This window comes from Roseateles koreensis, assembly GCF_028595305.1.
GTDB lineage: Bacteria > Pseudomonadota > Gammaproteobacteria > Burkholderiales > Burkholderiaceae_C > Paucibacter_A > Paucibacter_A koreensis.
In genome coordinates this window covers 147,506-166,597 of the sequence record NZ_JAQQXS010000005.1, presented here as the reverse complement: position 1 = coordinate 166,597, position 19,092 = coordinate 147,506, and the positions used below count along the sequence as shown (strand labels likewise).

The 19,092-nt window shown below is 62.5% G+C and carries 15 protein-coding genes; 5 read left to right on the top strand and 10 right to left on the bottom strand.

Features of this window, described 5'->3' with window-relative positions; translation table 11 throughout:
- Positions 1–58 precede the first annotated feature (58 nt).
- Positions 59–892: a fumarylacetoacetate hydrolase family protein gene (locus PRZ01_RS07070; RefSeq protein WP_273596069.1), complete on the top strand. Its 834-nt coding sequence runs from the start codon at positions 59–61 to the stop codon at positions 890–892.
- Between the two features lie 64 nt (positions 893–956).
- Here PRZ01_RS07070 and PRZ01_RS07065 read toward each other — a convergent pair whose 3' ends face one another.
- On the bottom strand, positions 957–1,373 hold the full coding sequence (locus tag PRZ01_RS07065) for a hypothetical protein (protein WP_273596068.1): 417 nt from the start codon (positions 1,371–1,373) through the stop codon (positions 957–959).
- A 69-nt stretch (positions 1,374–1,442) separates the two neighbouring features.
- The gene (locus PRZ01_RS07060; RefSeq protein ID WP_273596067.1) at positions 1,443–3,344 is read right to left on the bottom strand and encodes an ATP-binding cassette domain-containing protein; all 1,902 of its coding nucleotides are present in this window, start codon (positions 3,342–3,344) and stop codon (positions 1,443–1,445) included.
- A 307-nt stretch (positions 3,345–3,651) separates the two neighbouring features.
- Between PRZ01_RS07060 and PRZ01_RS07055 the strand changes: the two genes are divergently transcribed.
- Entirely contained in the window at positions 3,652–5,022 is a 1,371-nt protein-coding gene (locus tag PRZ01_RS07055; RefSeq protein ID WP_273596066.1) for a WS/DGAT domain-containing protein, read from the top strand.
- Between the two features lie 101 nt (positions 5,023–5,123).
- On the top strand, positions 5,124–6,152 hold the full coding sequence (locus PRZ01_RS07050; RefSeq protein WP_273596065.1) for a DctP family TRAP transporter solute-binding subunit: 1,029 nt from the start codon (positions 5,124–5,126) through the stop codon (positions 6,150–6,152).
- Between the two features lie 28 nt (positions 6,153–6,180).
- On the opposite strand, the gene PRZ01_RS07045 is transcribed toward PRZ01_RS07050, so the two are convergent.
- The 5 genes from PRZ01_RS07045 to PRZ01_RS07025 all read right to left on the bottom strand — a co-directional run bounded on the left by PRZ01_RS07045 (position 6,181) and on the right by PRZ01_RS07025 (position 12,687).
- Positions 6,181–7,398 carry an MFS transporter gene (locus tag PRZ01_RS07045; protein WP_273596064.1) on the bottom strand — a complete coding sequence of 406 codons (1,218 nt, stop codon included), beginning with the start codon at positions 7,396–7,398 and terminating at the stop codon, positions 6,181–6,183.
- Positions 7,391–8,233: an S-formylglutathione hydrolase gene (gene fghA / locus PRZ01_RS07040; protein WP_273596063.1), complete on the bottom strand. Its 843-nt coding sequence runs from the start codon at positions 8,231–8,233 to the stop codon at positions 7,391–7,393. The genes PRZ01_RS07045 and fghA overlap by 8 nt, the downstream gene beginning before the upstream one ends.
- A 68-nt stretch (positions 8,234–8,301) precedes the next feature.
- On the bottom strand, positions 8,302–10,539 hold the full coding sequence (locus PRZ01_RS07035; RefSeq protein ID WP_273596062.1) for an FUSC family protein: 2,238 nt from the start codon (positions 10,537–10,539) through the stop codon (positions 8,302–8,304).
- Positions 10,536–11,486, bottom strand: a complete 951-nt coding sequence (gene gshB / locus PRZ01_RS07030) for a glutathione synthase (protein ID WP_273596061.1) — start codon at positions 11,484–11,486, stop codon at positions 10,536–10,538. Before gshB ends, PRZ01_RS07035 begins: the two co-directional genes overlap by 4 nt.
- 34 nt (positions 11,487–11,520) lie before the next feature.
- A complete protein-coding gene (locus PRZ01_RS07025) occupies positions 11,521–12,687 on the bottom strand; it encodes a benzoate/H(+) symporter BenE family transporter (protein WP_273596060.1) in 1,167 nt (388 codons plus the stop codon).
- A 62-nt stretch (positions 12,688–12,749) separates the two neighbouring features.
- Here PRZ01_RS07025 and PRZ01_RS07020 point away from each other — a divergent pair, with 62 nt between their 5' ends.
- Positions 12,750–13,520, top strand: coding sequence for a class II glutamine amidotransferase (locus tag PRZ01_RS07020; RefSeq protein WP_273596059.1), 771 nt, complete (start codon positions 12,750–12,752; stop codon positions 13,518–13,520).
- A 7-nt stretch (positions 13,521–13,527) separates the two neighbouring features.
- Here the strand turns inward: PRZ01_RS07020 and PRZ01_RS07015 are convergent, their stop codons facing one another.
- The 3 genes from PRZ01_RS07015 to gshA form a co-directional block, all read right to left on the bottom strand.
- Positions 13,528–14,850, bottom strand: a complete 1,323-nt coding sequence (locus PRZ01_RS07015) for a diguanylate cyclase domain-containing protein (protein ID WP_273596058.1) — start codon at positions 14,848–14,850, stop codon at positions 13,528–13,530.
- 201 nt (positions 14,851–15,051) lie between these two features.
- A complete protein-coding gene (locus tag PRZ01_RS07010) occupies positions 15,052–16,935 on the bottom strand; it encodes a potassium transporter Kup (RefSeq protein WP_273596057.1) in 1,884 nt (627 codons plus the stop codon).
- A gap of 110 nt (positions 16,936–17,045) precedes the next feature.
- Positions 17,046–18,335, bottom strand: coding sequence for a glutamate--cysteine ligase (gshA, locus tag PRZ01_RS07005; RefSeq protein ID WP_273596056.1), 1,290 nt, complete (start codon positions 18,333–18,335; stop codon positions 17,046–17,048).
- A 161-nt stretch (positions 18,336–18,496) separates the two neighbouring features.
- Between gshA and PRZ01_RS07000 the strand changes: the two genes are divergently transcribed.
- Positions 18,497–18,895: a response regulator transcription factor gene (locus tag PRZ01_RS07000; RefSeq protein ID WP_273596055.1), complete on the top strand. Its 399-nt coding sequence runs from the start codon at positions 18,497–18,499 to the stop codon at positions 18,893–18,895.
- The last annotated feature ends 197 nt before the right edge of the window (positions 18,896–19,092 follow it).

Sequence of the window (19,092 nt, the reverse complement as noted above, 5' to 3'; positions counted from 1 at the left end):
TTGCGTAGGATGCGGCTACCGCCAACCCACGCACCGCTTGCTGCGGCGCTTCTCAAGCATGACGCAAGACCCCAAGCCCCTGGCCGCTCACCTGGCCCTGGCCGCCGCGCTGGCCCGGACCTGGGGCACATCGCAGGCGCTGCGAGCCCCCGAATGGCAAACTGCCGTACCTGACGAGGCGACCGCCTACGCCGTGCAGGAGGCACTCAGCGAACAGTTGGCCTGGCACCCACTGCCGGACGCAACGGAGGCCTCTGCAGGCACACCAACCCGGCTACCGGTCCGCCACTGGAAAAGCGGTGGCGCGGCACGAGATGCCGCCTTGAGCCATGCGCCGCTGGCACCCGCCGGCGTACGCACCAGCCCGGCAGACTTTCAAGACCTGGCGCTGCGCCTCCTGTGTGTGGAGGCCGAAATTGCGCTGCGCCTGGGCACCCCTGTCACACCGGCCCAAGCGGCTGCACTGAACCCGGCCGAGGCTTTGCAGTACGTGGATGCTTTCGCGGTTTCCGCCGAATTGGTGGCCTCGCGCTGGCAGGAGAGTAGCAGCACACCAGCCTTGTTGCGTCAGGCCGACTGCCTCACGCACGGCGCACTGGCGCTGGGCCCGTGGCAGGCCATCACGCCGGGCAAACTACCCGATTGGTCAACACTCGGCTGCTGGATTCAACGTAACGAAGCGCCCCCCGTGCGTGCGCAAGGCAGCCACCCACTGGGTACCCCGGCTTGGCTGGTGCCCGCCTGGCTGCGCCATCTGACGCGCCATGGCGCCACCGTTCCGGCAGGCACCGTGGTCACCACGGGCGCTTGGCTGGTCGTGGGCGGCATTCAAGCCGGCGACACGCTACACGTCGGGTTTGAGGGTTTGGGAGAAATCTCCCTGCGAATCTAACACCCGCTGCGGCTGCCGTTGAGGAAGCGGGAATGGGAATGGAAATGGAAATGGACGCAAGTTCTCAAAACCAGGCGCCTGTCCACAAGCCCATGCGGACCCAGCCCAGGCCCAACAACAACACGTAGGAAAAGGCCACAGTCGGACGCAAAAGCTGGCTCAACACCTGAGCCAGTAACTTGAAAGTTCCCGGGCGAGCGGCTTGCCAGTCGCTGTGCAATTGCATGGCCCCAGCGCCATACGCGTCGGGGGCGTCCCTGCGCAGGCCTTGCTCCACCGTCAACAAACGCGCACCCAGGCGGCTTTGAAAGGTTTTGAGCACAGCCTCCTGCAGCCACAACACCGCCACCAGCGCCAGCACCAAGCGCCCCGGGTGCAGCTGCGCGAGCAACAACAGCGCAGCCAGCTTGTTGGCCCAGGCCACAAACTCATAGGCCTCGAACTTGCTCTGTAGCGCCAGCCATTCCTGCTGCAGATCCATTCTTTCTCCTTTCAATGTTTGTGACCGGGTTTGTGCCTGTACTTGTGCATGAACCCGGGCCTGCCGGCTCTACTTGGCGTCGAGCGTTTCCCAGCGCTCCATCAGCGCCAGCAATTCGTCGTCCAGCTGGCCTGCGCGCTCCGTCACCTCGGCAATGCGGGCGGCCCCCTGCGTGTAGAGCTCGGTGCCGTTGAGCAAGGCATTCAGCTGCACCTGTTCGGCTTCGAGCGCGGCGACTTTGGCGGGCAGTTCGTCCAGCTCGCGCTGCTCTTTGTAGCTGAGCTTGCGCGGCTTGCTCACCACCAGGGCGTCGGGGGATACCACAGGCGCGGCTGCCGGAGCGGGCGCAGCAGCAGCAGCGGAGGCCGGTGCCGAGGCTTCCTGCTTGGCCTTCAAGGCCGCAGCCCGCTTGCTCTGCACCAGCCAGTCCTGCACGCCGCCTTCGTACTCGCGCCAGCGCCCATCGCCCTCGTTGACGATGGTGGAGGTGACGACGTTGTCCAGGAAGCGCCGATCGTGACTCACCAAAAACACAGTGCCGTCGTAGTCTGCCAGCAGTTCTTCGAGCAGCTCCAGGGTTTCAATGTCGAGGTCGTTAGTCGGCTCGTCCAACACCAGCACGTTGGCCGGGCGGGCGAACAAACGGGCCAGCAGCAGGCGGTTGCGCTCGCCGCCGGAGAGGCTCTTCACCGGTGAATTGGCACGCGCGGGCGAGAACAAGAAGTCGCCCAGATAGCTCTTGACATGTTTGCGCTGGCTGCCAATTTCAATCCACTCGCTGCCCGGGCTGATGGTGTCGGCCAAGGTAGCGTCGAGATCCAGCACATCGCGCATCTGGTCGAAATAGGCCACATTGATCTTGCTGCCCATCTGCACGGTGCCGCTGTCGGGCGCCAACTGGCCGAGGATCATTTTCAACAGCGTCGTCTTGCCGGCGCCGTTGGCCCCCACCAGGCCGACCTTGTCGCCCCGAAGGATGGTTGCGGTGAAGTCGCGCACGATGGTGCGGCCACCAAAGCTCTTGCTGACCGAATCCAGCTCCGCCACGATCTTGCCGCTGGCGCCGCCGGTGTCGATGTCCAGCTTGACCTTGCCTTGCACATCGCGGCGTGCGGCATGGGCCAGACGCATGGTTTCCAGGCGCTGGATGCGGGCCACGCTGCGCGTGCGGCGAGCCTCCACGCCTTTGCGGATCCAGATTTCTTCCTGCGCCAGAATCTTGTCGAAGCGCGCATTGAACAGCGCCTCATTTTCCAACTCATAAGCCTTGGCGGCAGTGAAGGCGGCAAAGTTGCCGGGGTAGCCCCGCAATTGGCCGCGATCCAACTCGACGATGCGGTTGGTCACGTTGTCCAAAAAGCTGCGATCGTGGGTGATCAGCAGCAGGCTGCCCTTGAAGTTATTGAGCAACTCTTCCAGCCAAGTAATGGCGTCGAGGTCCAAGTGGTTGGTGGGCTCGTCCAGCAACAACACATCAGGTTGGGCCACCAGAGCGCGGGCCAGCGCCACGCGCTTTTTCAAGCCACCGGAGAGCGAACCCACGATGCGCGAGCCGTCCAGATTCAGGCGTTGCAGGGTTTCATCAACGCGCTGCTCCCAGGTCCAGCCACCGATGTGCTCGATGCGCTCCTGCACCCACTCCAGATCGTCCTCGGGGTCATAGCGCTCATAGCGCTCGCGCAGGGCCTTGGCTTCCGCCACGCCTTCGCTGACCACATCGAAGATGCTCGCCTCGGGCCGCAAGGCGGGCTCCTGAGGCACGTAAACACTGGTGAGTCCTTGCTGCAACTGCAAAAGCCCGTCGTCGAGTTTATCGATCTGGGCGAGGATTTTCAGCAACGACGATTTGCCGGTACCGTTGCGGCCAATCAGGCCGACACGCTCACCCGTTTCGAGTGAGAAATTGGCGCCATCCAGCAAGGCAACGTGGCCGTAAGCGAGATGGGCATTGGAGATGGATAGGACTGCCATAGACCGCGATTGTCCCCGACGCGGGGCCTGTACGAAAAACAGGCCACCAGAAACTTCCCGCCAGATGGCCAGGTGAGTGTCAAACCTAGGCATGCAACACACGGCAGGCGCCTGCGCTAGGCAATTGGGGCTACTCCTCCCCTCCCCACAAATCCAGGGGTTTTGGCGCCACAAAACGCCCTGGGGTTCTCCCTCCCGATCAAATGGAGGGTACGCAAACCCAAGAACTTGGCTCGCAAAGTCAGCGCGAAGCGGGGACTCCTGCGCATCATGGCGTGGCCGATATTCCCGACCCAAGGTGCCCGCCATGATCCATCCCAGCCCAACCGCCATGACGCGCCGAGACTATTCCTGGTTTCGCATGGACGCCGCCAGGAATCTCATGGTGATCAACAGCGTGCTGATGTTCGACGGAGTGCTGGACTTTGAAGGCTTGCGCGCCACCATCGAGCATCGGCTGCCCAATTACCCGCGCTTCACCCAGATCGTCAGCAAGCGCTGGGGCGCGCCTTGCTGGGTGACAGACGAACGCTTCGACATCCGCCGGCATGTTGAGCTGACGGTGCTGGACGGACATTTCACCGACACAGAATTGCAGCAGCACTTCACCGGGCAGGCCCTGGACGCCTTGCCCCACGACCGCCCACTCTGGCATATGCAGGTGGTGCAGCATCAGGGCAACGGGTATGCGATCGTGTTCCGCCTGCATCACTGCATCACCGATGGCGAAGGCCTGGTCCACGTGCTCAAGCACCTCACCGACGACAGCAGCGACCACGGTTTCGCGCCGGCGCTGGAGGGGCACCCCCGCCACTGCCGGGCCAGTGTCAACCCTTTGTGCAAAAAGGCGCACCGCGTCCTGTTTTGGAGCAAGATCACCGCGCAACTGGCTCGACTGACCTTTTTGCGCCCCGACCTGCACACGCAACTCAAGCGCCCGCTGACGAAAGAGAAGTCGCTGCTGATCCTGCCGCCGCTGGATCTTGCCCAGGTGCGCAGCGTGGCCAAGCGCATGAATGCCACCATCAACGATGTGTGGGTGGCTGCCGTGTCCAATGCGCTAAGGCGTTACCTACAGGAACAAGGTGAAGACGTGGACAAGCGCGCCGTGCGGGGCGCTGTCACCTTCAATCTGCGCAACAAGGGCGACGCTTTCTTGCTGGGCAATCACTTCGGCCTGGTGGCGGTGAACTTGGCCAGCACCGAGCCCGACCCCTGCGAGCAACTGCGCCAGACCAGCCGGCACATGCGTGCGATCAAGGCGTCGCACCAGCCGCATGCCACCATGTTTTTCCTGACGCTGACGGGCTTTTTGCCGCGCGTACTGCAAAGCCTGCTGCTGAAGATTTTCACCTCCAAGGGCTCGGTGGTGCTGACCAATGTGGAAGGCCCGCCGCAACCCCGCTATCTGGCGGGTGCACGCCTGTCGCGCGTGGCCTGCTGGGTGCCGCAGGCCGGCACCATGGGCGTGGGCTTTGCGCTGATGTCTTACGCGGGGCAAATCCAGGTCAGCCTGTTCGCCGACCACAACCAGGTGTCGGATGCGCCGCGCCTGATGGCACTGGTGGGCGAAGCCTTCAGCGAGTTGGAGCGGGTCACACGCAACCTCCCCGCGGCGGAGCAAGCCGCAACAACGCCCGCGGACGCGCTGCCGGGTGTCGGTGCGGCCATGGGCTAAAGGCTGAGGACTGATGAAGCGCTGAAAAACGGTGGGGGCAGCGTTACCATCTTGGGGCTGTTGCGTCCCCACCTTGATCTCGTATTTTGAGCACCCCACTCATGCCACAACCGACCTTCACCCTGCGCGTTGGCGCGTTCACATCCGCCACCGTCGCCGCACTCACCCTATTTACAGGCATACCAAATGCCCAGGCGCAGGCGCCGATCGTCATCAAGCTCAGCCATGTCGTCACCCCCGACACGCCCAAGGGGCGGGCGGCCTTGCGATTCAAACAACTGGCCGAAGAAGGCTCGCATGGCCAGGTGAAGGTGGAGGTGTACCCGAACAGCCAGCTATACAAAGACAAGGAAGAACTGGAGGCGCTGCAGATCGGCTCAGTGCAGATGCTCGCGCCCTCGTTGTCCAAATTCGGGCCGCTGGGTGCGAAGTCGTTTGAGATGTTCGATCTGCCCTATATTTTTCAGACAGAAGCGCAATTCCAGCAACTCACGCAGGGCAAGATCGGCCAGGATTTGTTGGCCTCCCTGGGCAGCAAAGGCATCAAAGGGCTGGCCTACTGGAGTGGCGGCTTTCACGTCTTCTCGGCCAACAAGCCCTTGCGCAAACCCGATGATCTGAAGGGTTTGAAGATGCGCATCCCCTCCTCCAAGGTGTTGGAAGCCTCACTGCGCACCATGGGCGCCTTGCCGCAGACCATGCCCTTCTCGGAGGTGTATCAGGCCCTGCAGTCGGGCGTGGTCGACGGCACGGAGAACATTCTCTCCAGCTACACCTCGCAAAAATACTATGAGGTGCAGAAGTTCATCACGCTGACCCAACACACCCACACGGGCTATGCGCTGATCGCGAACAAGAAGTTCTGGGACGGGTTGCCGCCCGATGTCCAGGCCGTGCTGAACAAGGCCGTGGCGCAAGCCACCGAGTATGAAGAACAACTCGTGGCCCAGGAAAACAAGGACGCATTGGCCGCGCTGAAAGCCAACCCCAAGGTCCAGGTGATTGACCTCACGCCGGCTGAGCGCGAGGTCTGGCGCAAAAAGCTGTTGCCGGTGCACCAGGAAATGGCCTCACGCATCGGTGCCGATCTGCTCAAGCAGGTCTACCAGGTCACGGAAGCGCCCAAGTAAGCGCTCGATTTACCGTGATTGACTGTTCTCAGGCTCCATGCCGCCTGGTGCCAGGGCGGCGGCCATAACGCAAAGCCAGTACGGTCAGGCTCAGTACGCAGAACAGGGCGCCCGCACCAAAGGTGCTGGCCGGCCCGTGCCGGTCCCACAGCCATCCCGCGGCGCCGCTGGCCAACAACAAAGCCACGCCGCTGAGCAGGTTGAAAAACCCGTAGGCCGTACCGCGCAAATCACTGGGCGCGGTGTCAGCGACCATGGTGGCCAACAGGCCTTGCGTCATGCCCATGTGCAAACCCCAAAGTGCCACGCCGCCCAGCATATGGCTCCAATGCGAGGCCCGGGCCAGCACCAGATCGGCGGCAATCAAAACCAGCAGACCGGCGGCCAACAGTCGCGGCTTGCTAACCCGGTCAGACCATTTGCCAAACGGGTAAGCCGCCAGTGCGTACACCAAGCTCATGGCCACCATCACCAGCGGCACCAGCGCCAAGGGCACCCCCACCTGCCGGGCGCGCAGTACCAAAAATGCCTCGCTGAACCGAGCCAAGGTGAACAGCGCGGCAATCATCACCACCCACCAATAATTCGCCCCCAGGCGGCGCAAGCTTTCTCGCCGGATCGGATTCACCCGCACTTCACCAGGCGCCACGACCCGCGGGGGCTCTTGAATACCCACCACCAGCAACGCCACAGCCAAGGCGCCCGGCAACAAGGCCACCCAAAAGATGGCGCGAAAATCATTGGCCCACAGCAACATCAGCCCCACCGCCAGCAACGGGCCAACGAACGCACCCACCGTGTCCAGCGATTGACGCAGTCCAAAGGCCGCACCGCGAATGGCGGGCGGCGCCAGATCGGCCACCAAAGCATCGCGCGGCGCGTCCCGAATGCCTTTGCCGATACGGTCGGTCAGGCGCGCCGTCAATAGCAGTCCCAGGCCTGGCGCCAGCGCGAACAAGGGTTTGCTCAAGGCACCCAGCACATACCCGGTGACCACCAGCGCTTTGCGGCGACCGAGGTAGTCGCTCAAGACGCCGGAGAAGACCTTGACGATCAACCCGGTAGCCTCCGCAGCACCCTCAATCAGGCCCACCGTCAGGGTACTGGCGTGCAACACCGTCACCATGAAAAGCGGCAGCAGGCTGTGGATCATTTCGGAGGAAATATCCATCAACAAGCTCACAAAGCCCAGCACCCAGACGCCCGCGGGCAGGCGCCGCAACTCGCGCAACGCGGTATCACTCATGCGTCAATTGCGCCGCATGATGGCGCAGATGATCTTCGATGAAGCTGGTGATGAAGTAGTAGCCATGGTCGTAGCCGGCTTGCCAGCGCAGGTTCAGGGGCTGCCCCGCCTGCTTGCAGGCGGCCTCGAACACCTCGGGCTGCAATTGCATGTCGAGCAGAAATTGGTCCGCCAGGCCCTGGTCGATCAGGATGCCCTGCGGGAACGGTGCCCTGGCCTGCTGCGCCATCAACGCGCTCGCGTCATGTGCCGCCCAATCCGTTTGCATGCGGCCCAGATAGCCGGTAAAAGCCTTCTGCCCCCAGGCGCAGCGGCTGGGCGCTGCGATGGGAGCGAACGCTGAAACCGAGCGGAACAACTGCGGATGCCGCAAGGCCAGGGTGAGTGCTCCGTGGCCGCCCATCGAATGGCCTGAAATGCCCACGCGGTCAGCCGGCAACTGCAAATCGGCCCGCACCAAAGGCAGCAACTCTTGCGTGATATAGCTCTCCATGCGCCAGTGCTGCGCCCAGGGCGGCTGCGTCGCGTCGAGGTAAAAACCCGCCCCCACGCCAAAGTCCCACGCCGCCGCCTCACCGGGCACCTGGGCGCCGCGCGGGCTGGTGTCAGGCATCAGCAGGGCCAAGCCCAATTCGGCGGCCACGCGCTGTGCGCCGGCCTTCATGGTGAAGGTCTCCTCGGTGCAGGTCAGCCCGGCGAGAAACACAAGCAAGGCCCGGGGCTCGGGTGGCACAAAAAGCGCAAAGCGCATGGGCAGGCCGATTTCAGCCGAATCATGCCGGCAAAGGCGCTGGTGGCCACCAAAACTGCGGTGAGTGGAGAGCGTTTCAAACATGGCGGGCTTTCTTCAATCTAAGCTTGGCCCAGCATATACGCAGCCGCGCTGAATGCTGAGGCCGCAACTCAAGCCGCCGTTGTGCCGGCCCCAGCTTGTGCGCCCAGCAGCACCTGCATGGACGCAGTGAGCGCAGCCGCCTCACGCTCGCACAGCGCCAGGCGACGCAGCAACCAAGGGCTCAAATCCTGCTGGCTCAGGTGAAGCGGCCAGACCTCCGTCGACGCGGCATCGCTGGCATCTTCGCGGTCCAACTCAAAACCGGCACCGATGATTTCTCCGGCATACGCCGCAGGGCGATAGGTCGACGAGGCGGCGCCACTCAGGGGGCCACTCACCTCGCGCTTCAAGGTGCCTTGCAGCGCGGCCAGGCTGGTGGCCAGAGCGGCCGGCGCCTGCCCGGCATCCAGGCGCTCACGCCGGCGGTTCAGCAATTGCTGCTGCGCCCCCAACAGCGCCATCAACCGGTAGCCATGGCTCAGCACCGCCTCCAGCTCACGCTCGGGCAGCCGCACCTCGCGCGGCTCGACACGGGTGCGCTGTGCCGCTGCGGCCAGAGCGGCCAGGGCCGTGTAGGCTTGCTGGCGGCTCAGGCGCTGTGCGATTTGTTGCTCAGGATTGGGCGCCCAGCACAACACATTGCCGGCATGGCGGGCCAAGGCCGCCCGCAATTGCGCGCACACGCGGCCGAGGCTGCGCCGCTCCCACGCCGGCAGCACAAAACAAAATGCCCAGGCCAGCAGTGCGCCGATGACGGTGTCGGCCAAACGCTCGGCCACGGCCGGCCGTGTGCCCGCGTGCAACATCAAGGGCTGCAGCAGCGCCATCAAAGTGGCCGCAGTAGCCGCCACCCGGTAGCGTTGATTCACATAGGCATGCGCCACGCCCACCGCCAGCACGAAGACCAGACTCAGCAGTCCGTGCGAGGGCAAATGCGCCAAGGCGAGCACCAGCAAACAGCCCATCACGGTACCGATGATGCGGTCGTTGCGGCGCGCCAGGGTCTGCTCCAGGTTGCCCCGCAACACCACCGCCACGCTCAGCACCAACCAATGCGGGTGGGCTGCCCAGGGCAACATCAGGCCCAGCACATAGGCCAGCGACAAGGCTAACGTGCCCCGCAACGCATGACGCATCACGCCGGACTGCAGCGTGAGGTGCGGCTTGAGCGCGGCCAGCGGCCAACCCTCAGGCGACACAAAGGGCTGCAGCTGCTCACGGGTCCAGGCGTTCTCTCGATCGGGCCCCTGGCAGCGCGCCACCATGGCGGCGATGTCGTCGAACATGTGGCCGATGCGGCTTTGCAGTGCATCAACCAGATGGCGCCGAGGGTCATGCGCCGGCGCGGGCACCGCCTCCAGGCGGGTGATGAGTTGCGCGCGCCACTGCGGCACCGACACCTCGGGCAAGGGCGCGCCCTGCTCCACAAATTTTGCCAATTGCTCCAGCGTTTCCGCCAGGGGCAGCAAGGTGGCTGCGAGTGCCATGCGCCAGGCCAAGGCCGCGTCGTCGTCGCCCAAGAGATGCAGATCGAGCCGACTGGCCAGCAAGAGGTCGCGCAACTCGATCAGGCCCAGCACCAGATCGATCTGCCGCCGGCTGTGCACCGAAGGCTGCGCCGCAAACACCTGGTCGCGCGCGGCCTGCAGCGCCTCGGCCAGCACCACGTCGTCGGCGATCGAGGCGCGAATACCTGCGTCCTCCAGCGACAACCCGCCACGGATGCGCTCCGCCCGCGAACGCAAGCGCTGCACGCAGGCGCGCAACGCAGCCGCCACCGCAAGTTCACGGTAGCGCCGCCGCAGCAGCACCGCACTGAAGCGCGCCCACAATGAATAGCTCAGCGCCCCGGCCAGCACCCAACCAGCATGCGTGAACGCCTCCTGCGGGCCCGCCGGCGCCTGCCAAGCCATGGCAAACACCAAGGACAGCACCCCAGTGAAAGACAAAGGCCCGGCCCGCGCGCCCCAAGCCATCGCCATCAAGGTGCCGAAGGCAATCACCGCGATCAAGGTCGTCATGCCGACTGCGGAGGACCGTAGCAAGCCCACGGCCAAGGTCACCAGCGTGGCGAGTAACACCGCCGGGATCACCCGCCGCCACACGCGGTACGGCGGGTTGGGCACGTCGGGCAGGCTGGCAAACACGCCCCCCCCCACGGCGGCGAGCCCCACCGGCAAGCCAAAGACCGCACTGAACGCCGCCTGCACCAGGCTCACGCCCACCGCCACGCTCAGGCCGTTGAGTTGATAGGCTTTGAGCCTTTGGCCGATCGGGCTGGCCCGGAGCAGAGAGCCTGTCTTCATCCTGCCAGCGCGCGCTCCAGCGCATCGATGAACATCTTGGCCACATCGAAGCCGGTCTGGTCGGTAATTTCCTGGAAGCAGGTCGGGCTGGTCACATTGATCTCGGTGAGGCTACCGCCAATCACGTCCAAGCCCACCAGCAAGAGGCCGCGTGCAGCCAGACGTGGGCCCAGGGCCTGCGCGATTTCACGGTCGCGCTCGCTGATGGGCTGCGCCACGCCCTTGCCACCCGCAGCCAAATTGCCGCGCACCTCGCCACCCTGCGGGATGCGCGCCAGACAGTACGGCACCACCTCGCCACCAATCACCAGCACGCGCTTGTCGCCCTGGGCGATTTCCGGCAAGTAACGCTGCACCATGACGGTTTCACGGCCGTCTTTATTGAGCGTCTCGATGATGGCGCCCAGGTTCAGGCCGTCAGCACCGACACGAAAAATCCCCATGCCGCCCATGCCATCGAGCGGCTTGAGAATGATGTCCCGGTGCTCGGCATGAAAGGCGCGGATCACAGCCGGCGAGCGCGTCACCAAGGTGGGCGCGCAAAACTCCGGAAACTCCATCAGCGCGAGTTTTTCAGGGTGGTCGCGCAAGGCGGCTGGCTTGTTGAACACGCGCGCGCCCTCACGCTCCGCCTGGCCCAGCAAGTGGGTGGCGTAGAAATACTCACTGTCGAACGGCGGATCTTTGCGCATGATGATGGCACCCGTGTCTTTCAGCGCCAACTCCTGCGTGACGGTCACGTTGAACCAATCGGTGGCATGCCCCGTCAACACGAGCGCCCGCGCCTGCCGCGCCACCACGTGGCCGCCCGAGCGCCACACCAGGTCCGACACCTCGCAGGCCCAGATCTCGTGGCCACGGCGCGCGGCCTCGCGCATCATCGCAAAGGTGCTGTCCTTGTAAGTCTTGAAGGTCTCGATCGGGTCGGCAACGAATAGCAATTTCATATCAGGTCCAGGCTGGAGAGACGGGTTCGGGTCACTATCTTGACCGCAAGTGTTGCACCAATAAGGAAATGCTGCCGGCCACCACGCCCCAAAAGGCGGAACCGATGCCCAGCACGCTCAACCCGGACAGGGTCACCAAAAAGGTGAGGATGGCGGCATCGCGGTGCTTTTCTTCTTTCAAGGCCGAACTCAGGCCGCCGGCAATGGTGCCTAGCAGCGCCAGCCCCGCAATCGCCGCCACCAGTTCCCGCGGAAATGCCGCCAACAACCCCACCACCGCACCGCCCGCCAAACCCAGAGCGATATAGAAAACGCCCGCCATGCTGGAGGCCACATAGCGACGGCGCGGGTCCTCATGCGCCTCGCGGCCCATGCAAATGGCCGCCGTGATGGCCGCCAGATTGAAGGCATAACCGCCAAACGGTGCGAACAGCACGCTGGCCAGGCCCGTCACGGTGATGCTGCGCGACACCGGCGTGGTGTAACCCGACGCGCGCTGCGCCGCCACGCCCGGCAAGTTCTGCGACGCCATGGTGACCAAAAACAGCGGTAACGCGACGCCGATCAAGGCCGCCATGCTGAAACTGGGTGAGGTCCAGACCGGCTTCGCCCAGGCCCACTCCACCGCCGACCACTGCAAACGCCCCTGCCACGCCGCCACCGCCACGCCACTCAGCAAGACACCGGGCACCGCGTACCGCGGCCAGGCCCGCTTGCCCAGCAAATAAGCGCCCGCCATGGCCAGCACCAGTGTCGGCGCGGTCTTGACGGTCAAGACTGCATCCAGGCCAAACCGCGCCAGCACACCCGCCAGCAAGGCGGAGGCCACCGCAAGGGGAATGCGATCCATCAAACGCTCAAACCAGCCGGTGGCGCCAAACAACACCATCAAACCGCCACAGACCAGAAATGCGCCAATGGCCTCGCTCATCGGCACCCCCGAGGTGGCGGCGATCAGGGCCGCGCCGGGGGTGGACCACGCCGTCAGCACCGGCTGGCGGGTCCACAAGGACAGGCCCAGACTGGTGAAGCCCATGCCCAGGCCCAAGGCCCACATCCATGAACTTGTTTGCGCCGGGCTGGCGCCCAAAGCCTGAGCCGCCTGGAAGACGATAGCAACCGAACTGGTGAAACCCACCAAAACTGCTACAAAGCCCGCCACGATGGCCGAAAGAGAAAGATCGCGAAGCCAAATTTTCATGTCCCCGAGCATAACGAAGCGTTCAAGTTGACCGCCCGTTCAACAGTCGCTACCTTCACATCATGTGCCGATTTTTAGCCTATCTGGGTGACGCGATTTTCTTGGAAGAGTTGGTTTGCGCGCCGCGGCACTCCCTGGTGCGACAGTCGCTGCGTGCCGATGAAGCCAAGGCGGTCACCAACGGCGATGGCTTCGGCATCGGCTGGTACGGGGAGCGCAACAGCCCAGGGATCTACCGCGAGGTGATGCCCGCCTGGTCGGATGAAAATCTGCTGGCCCTGTGCAGCAATGTGCGCTCGCCGCTGTTCTTCGCCCACGTGCGCGCGGCCACCGGCACCGGAATCTCGCGGCAGAACTGCCACCCGTTTCATTACGGCCCCTACCTCTTCATGCACAACGGGCAAATTGGCGGCTATGGGCAGCTGCGACGGACGATGGAGGCACGCCTGCCTGACCATTTGTTCGAGCACCGGCGCGGCGCCACCGACTCGGAATTACTCTTCCTGATGATCATCAATCGCATGGAAATGGGCGAACCGGTGGCACAGGCGGTCGGGCAGGTGCTGAATGAAACCCTGGCCATGATGCAGGTGCTGCACATCGAGCAACCCTTGCGTTTTTCAGCCGCGCTGGCGAACGGGAAGGACATCCACGCTTTCCGCTTTGCCAGTGACCGCCGGGCGCCCACCCTGTACCTTCATCGTTATGCAGCACAGGGCGAGGTGATTGCCTCTGAGCCACTTGAAGGCGACCACGACGGCTGGGAGTTGATCCCGCAAGGCACGGTGATTCACCTATCCGCCCAAGGGCGGAGGGCTGAAGCCCTCGTTTGAAACGCCGTCAGGCGTCGCTCGGGTCCATCGCGAAAGCAAAGTTGTTCTTGCCCGCCCTCTTGACCGCATACATCGCCTGATCGGCCGCCTTGAGCAGGGTGTCGGCGTCCTTGCCATGCTGGGGATAAATCGCCATACCAATGCTGACGCCCACCAACAAAGGCTGGTCTTGAAAATGGATGGGGTGCGTCAAGGCAGCGATGATTCGCCCGCCAATGTGCCGCGCTACCGCCTCGTCAGCCACCGGGCCCAGGATGACCACAAACTCGTCGCCCCCTATGCGGGCCACGGTGTCCACATGACGTAACTGCTGACTCAAGCGCTGCGCAACCTCTTTCAACACCGCATCGCCAGCGGCATGCCCATGGGTGTCGTTGACCGCCTTGAAACCATCCAGATCGAGAAACATCAGCGCAAAATTCTGGCGGGCTCGGTCGGCCTGCGCCATCGCCATCAGCAAACGATCTTTGCCCAACCGCCACAAGGGCAGGCCGGTCAGATTGTCATGGTTGGCCATGCGCGAAATCATGTCGCGCTGCATCTCTTGCTGTCGGGCGTTGTCACGCACCCAATCCATCAGCATGTTCAAGGAGCGCGAAATCACTTCCAGCTCAGACATGGACCGCACCTCGAATCGCATGTTCAGATCGGGTGATTGCTGAAACACCTGCAACTCTTGCGACAAGTCCTGAATTGGTTTGGCTATCTTGCGATACACCGTTACCGCCAGCACAAGGCCCACCGAAATGGCGATCAAAGTCAGGGCGATGGCCCTGTTTTTCGAAGACGCCAGGGTTTCCCGGGACGCCAGCAGCACCTCATGCGCGGTGTTTTGTGTCCGCCTGCGACCCTCGCGATAAAGTCCTTCCACCACATCGATGTCGGCATCCAAGGCCTGCCATTTTTCCAACCCATTGGCGGCTCGCCCGGCCTGAACCAAGGCAATGATGGCCGTGCGCTCTCGCACGACCTTACTTCGGGCCTGAATGATGTCTTGATAGAGCGCACGGTCAGACTCGGTACGGGTGAAGCGCAGGCGAACCTCGTCCAGCAAACGGCTAGTGCTGTTGGTCGCCTCCTTGTATTCCTCCAGCAAACCCGTCACCTCATCGGCACTGTGCGAATGCAGCAACTCCAGAACAATGGACCGGTTCTTGTGCAGATTCACCTCCAGGGCGTCGAAAGTTTCAACGGCCGGCAAGACATGATTGCTCATGGCTTCGGTATCCTGCTGCACATCACGAATCATCAGAAAGGCGCTGATCGTCACGATCAGCAGCCCCGCCGTCAGCGAGGCAATAACCAGCAGGAATTTGGCACTGAGGCTCATTCAATCACCCTTCCATGACCTTGAGCGATACCTTAATGTTCCGGGGAGATCAGGCCCCATGCTAACTCTGAATATAGATGGTGCAATGCGCAGTTAATCGGTTTGTAGCTGCCCGCCATACAAACATCGCTGACTGCCGAAAATGCAAACGGGGGCCGCTTGGGCCCCCGTTTGCTCGGTAGTCATCTCTCCTCAATCGACCTAAATCTCCACCTTGGAGCCCAACTCCACAATCCGGTTGGCGGGCAGGTGCAGAAAGTCTGCCGCGGCAGAGGCATTGCGGTGCATGCTGGCAAACAGCTTTTCACGCCACAAGGCCATACCGCTACCGATGGTCGGGATAACGATATCGCGTGAGAGGAAGTAACTCGTTTCCATATCGTCAAGCACCACGCCATGCGGCTTCAGCAGGGTGAGCGCCTGCGGCACATCGGGCTCGTCCTTGAACCCGAAGTTCAGGCTGACCTGCCAGCAGTGGTGACCGAGGTCTTCGATGCGAACACGCTGCTCGGGGTCGATCCAGGGCACCTCATGGTGCTTGACAGTGACAAAGACGTTCTGTGCGTGCAGCACCTTGTTGTGCTTGAGGTTGTGCAGCAAGGCGTTGGGCGTCATGCCCGGCTCAGCCGACAAGAACACGGCGGACCCCACCACCCGATGCGGTGGGCTGATAAAGACAGCCTCCAAAAAGCTGCGCAGATCGATAGCATCTTCACGCAGCTTGGCGGCCAGCAAGCGGCGACCCTGCTTCCAGGTCAGCATGACGGTGAAAACCGCAGCGGCAATGGCCAGGGTGAACCAACCGCCCGAGAACACCTTGAGAATGTTGGACGACAAAAACACCAGCTCAATGGACAGGAAAAAGGCGGTCGCGCTCCAGCACAGCCAAGCCGGGTATTTCCAAAGGTAGCGAATGACGAAGAAGGTCATCAGCGTGGTCAACACCATGGTGGCGGTCACCGCGATGCCGTAGGCGGTGGCCATCGCCGATGAAGAACCGAACAAGGCAACCGCAGCAATGATGGCGCCAAACTGCATCCAGTTGACCGCCGGGATATAGATCTGGCCAGTCTCCTTGATGGAGGTGTGGATGACCCGCATCCGCGGCAGGTAGCCCAGCTGAATCGCCTGCTTGGTGACCGAGAAAGTGCCGGAGATGGTGGCCTGCGACGCGATCACAGTGGCCATGGCCGCCAGGCCCACCATGGGCAGCAAAAATGCCTCGGGAACCATGCGAAAGAACGGATTCTCCACTGCGGCAGGTTGCGCCAACAGCAAAGCGCCCTGCCCAAAATAGTTCATCACCAGGGCCGGAAACACCAGCAAGAACCAGGCAAGGCGAATCGGCGTGGGGCCGAAATGGCCCATGTCTGCGTACAGGGCTTCCGCACCGGTCACGGAGAGAAACACCGCCCCCAGCACAATCAAGGTGACGTGGCCATGGGTGAGGGCAAAACTCAGCGCGTGGACCGGGTTGATCGCCGCCAGCACCGCAGGCTCGCGCAAGATCCAGATCAAACCGAAGTAGGCGATGACAAAGAACCAGACCAAGGTGATCGGGCCAAACATCACCCCCATGGCGCCGGTGCCGTGCTTTTGAATGGCGTACAAGCCCAGCAAAATGCCCAAGGTGATGGGCACCACATAGGGCTGAAACGCCGGCGTGACCAGTTCAAGACCCTCGATGGCCGACAACACGGAAATGGCCGGGGTGATCACACCGTCACCATAGAACATGGCCGCCCCCATGATGCCCATGAGCAGCAAGGCCAGCTTCAGCCGGGGCCGGCCCGACACCGTTTGCCCAGCCAACGCCAGCAAGGCCATGGTGCCGCCTTCGCCGTTGTTGCTGGCCCGCATGATGAGGGCTACATACTTCAGAGACACTACGATGGTGAGCGTCCAAAACACCAGGGACAAGATCCCGATGATGTTCTCAGGGGTCAAGGGCACATGGCCGGCGTTGAACACTTCTTTCAGCGCATAAAGCGGGCTGGTACCAATGTCGCCATAGACGACGCCCAATGCACCCAGCGTTAGCGCCGCCAACGCAGAAGGGCTGCGCACCGATTTTTCTGAACTCACGAATTTGGCACGGCCTTAAATGCCGCGTTGATCGAAAGTCGATATTCTGCGCTCAGATTTGCTGCAGTGCATCAAATCACCCCAAAGCGTTGGCGCCGCCCGACTCCGCCTCAGGCGTAAACCTCAGCCTCTGGGTCGGTGACTTCCAACTCATAGCTGGCCGCCAGCATACCCAGACGCGCAATAACGCCATACATATAAAAACGGTTAGGCGCGCTGACGCCAGGCTTTTCACCCGGGCGCGGCAGTTGGGAGGCTTGCGAAAAGGCCAGTGGCACGAAGCTCGCACCGGGCGCGTGCAGGTTTTCGTCCACCCCGCGTTCGGCATGAACACGGTAGAAACCGCCCACCACATAGCGGTCCATCATGTAGACCACGGGTTCGGCCACCGCATCGTGCACCCGCTCGTGCGTCACCACGCCTTCTTGCACAACGATCTGGTGCGCGGACGCCCCGTCCGGCCCCCTACCCCAAGCGCTACGCTGCATCAACTCCGGCAACTCCTTGGCATCGCGAACCGTCAACACCCCCGCGCCATAGGTGCCCGCGTCGGGCTTGATGACGACAAAAGGTTTCTCCTGAATGCCGTATTCCTTGTATTTGCGGCGCGTTTTGCTCAACACCGCATCCACCTGGGTCTGCAAGGCCTCCAGCCCCTGCCCGGCGCTGAAGTCCGCACTTTGCAGGGGAATGAACATGGGGTTGATCAACCAAGAGTCCATGCCCAGAAGTTTGGAGAACTTCTTGGCCACTTCCTCATAGGCCTTGAAATGCTGGCTCTTGCGCCGGCTGGGCCAACCGGCATGCAGCGGCGGCAACAGGTATTGCTCGTGCAAGTGCTCGATGCTGCGCGGCACCCCAGCAGATAAGGCGTTATTCAGCAGCACCGTACAGGGGTCGAAGCCCTTCAGCCCGACCCGGCCGCGGGTGCGCAGCAGGGGCTCCAGGGTCAGGGCGCTGCCGTCAGCCAGTGACAACTCGGTCGGCCCAGTGACGGTCGGGTCCAGACTGCCCAGCCTGACGTTCAAACCCGCCTGACTGAAAATGCGAACCAAGGTCGCAAGATTGCTGAGATAAAAACTATTGCGAATGTCGTTTTCCGGCACCAGCAGCAGGTTCTTGGCCTCGGGACAAATCTTCTCGATAGCAGCCATGGCGGCCTGAACCGCCAGGGGCAACATATCGGGCGTCAAGTGATTGAACCCGCCGGGGAACAAATTGGTATCAACCGGTGCCAATTTGTAGCCCGCATTGCGCAGATCCACTGAGCTGTAGAACGGCGGAGTGTGCTCCATCCACTCCAGACGGAACCAGCGCTCGATCGCCGGCATGGACTCCAGGACGCGTTGCTCCAACTCATTGATCGGGCCGGTCAGTGCAGTGATGAGATGGGGAACCATAGGGGTGCTCGCAAGAGAGATGACATCATTCTAGGAGCGCCGCTCGGCCCCGGGAGGGTTGACAGATGAGGCCAAATGCAAGGATGCCAAGACCCGCCCATGCATTGAGCTGCGCATAAACGTTCTAATATCTGCCACGAGCCCGCTTTTTATCGCTGCCTATGACATCCAAGGTTCTGATCATTGACGATAACGCTGAAATTCGGCGGCTGATTCGCTGGTCCCTTGAAGACTGCGATGTGACCTTGCAAGAAGCGCCGAACGGGACTTTAGGCCTGTCGATGGCGCAGACATTGCGCCCTGATCTGGTGTTTCTCGACGTGATGATGCCCGGTGAGATTGATGGCGTCCAAACTTGTCAGCGTCTGCGCGCAGAGCCTTCACTGGCCGGCATGCTGATCGTGATGGTCAGCGCGGACGCCCGTGCCAAGCAACGCGCGCTGGATGCTGGGGCCAACTTCTTTTTGGGCAAGCCCTTCAGCCCAGCCAAGCTACTGGAGTTGACTGAAGTGCTGTTGCGCGCCCGCAAAGCGCATCCGGTCGATCCCCAAACCCCCTGAGCAGTCGGCGCAAATCACATCGGCAATTTGCGTTGCCCTGATGGCCGAGGCTCCACGAAAAAGGTGTGGATAGCCCCGACCCGGTTTCAGGGGACAGACAAGCCAAACGAAGCCCTACAACATCTTCAGCGAGATACCTTTTCCCCCGCACCAACGAAAGCAATGACCTGATGCCATTTGCAACTGAAGGAATATGA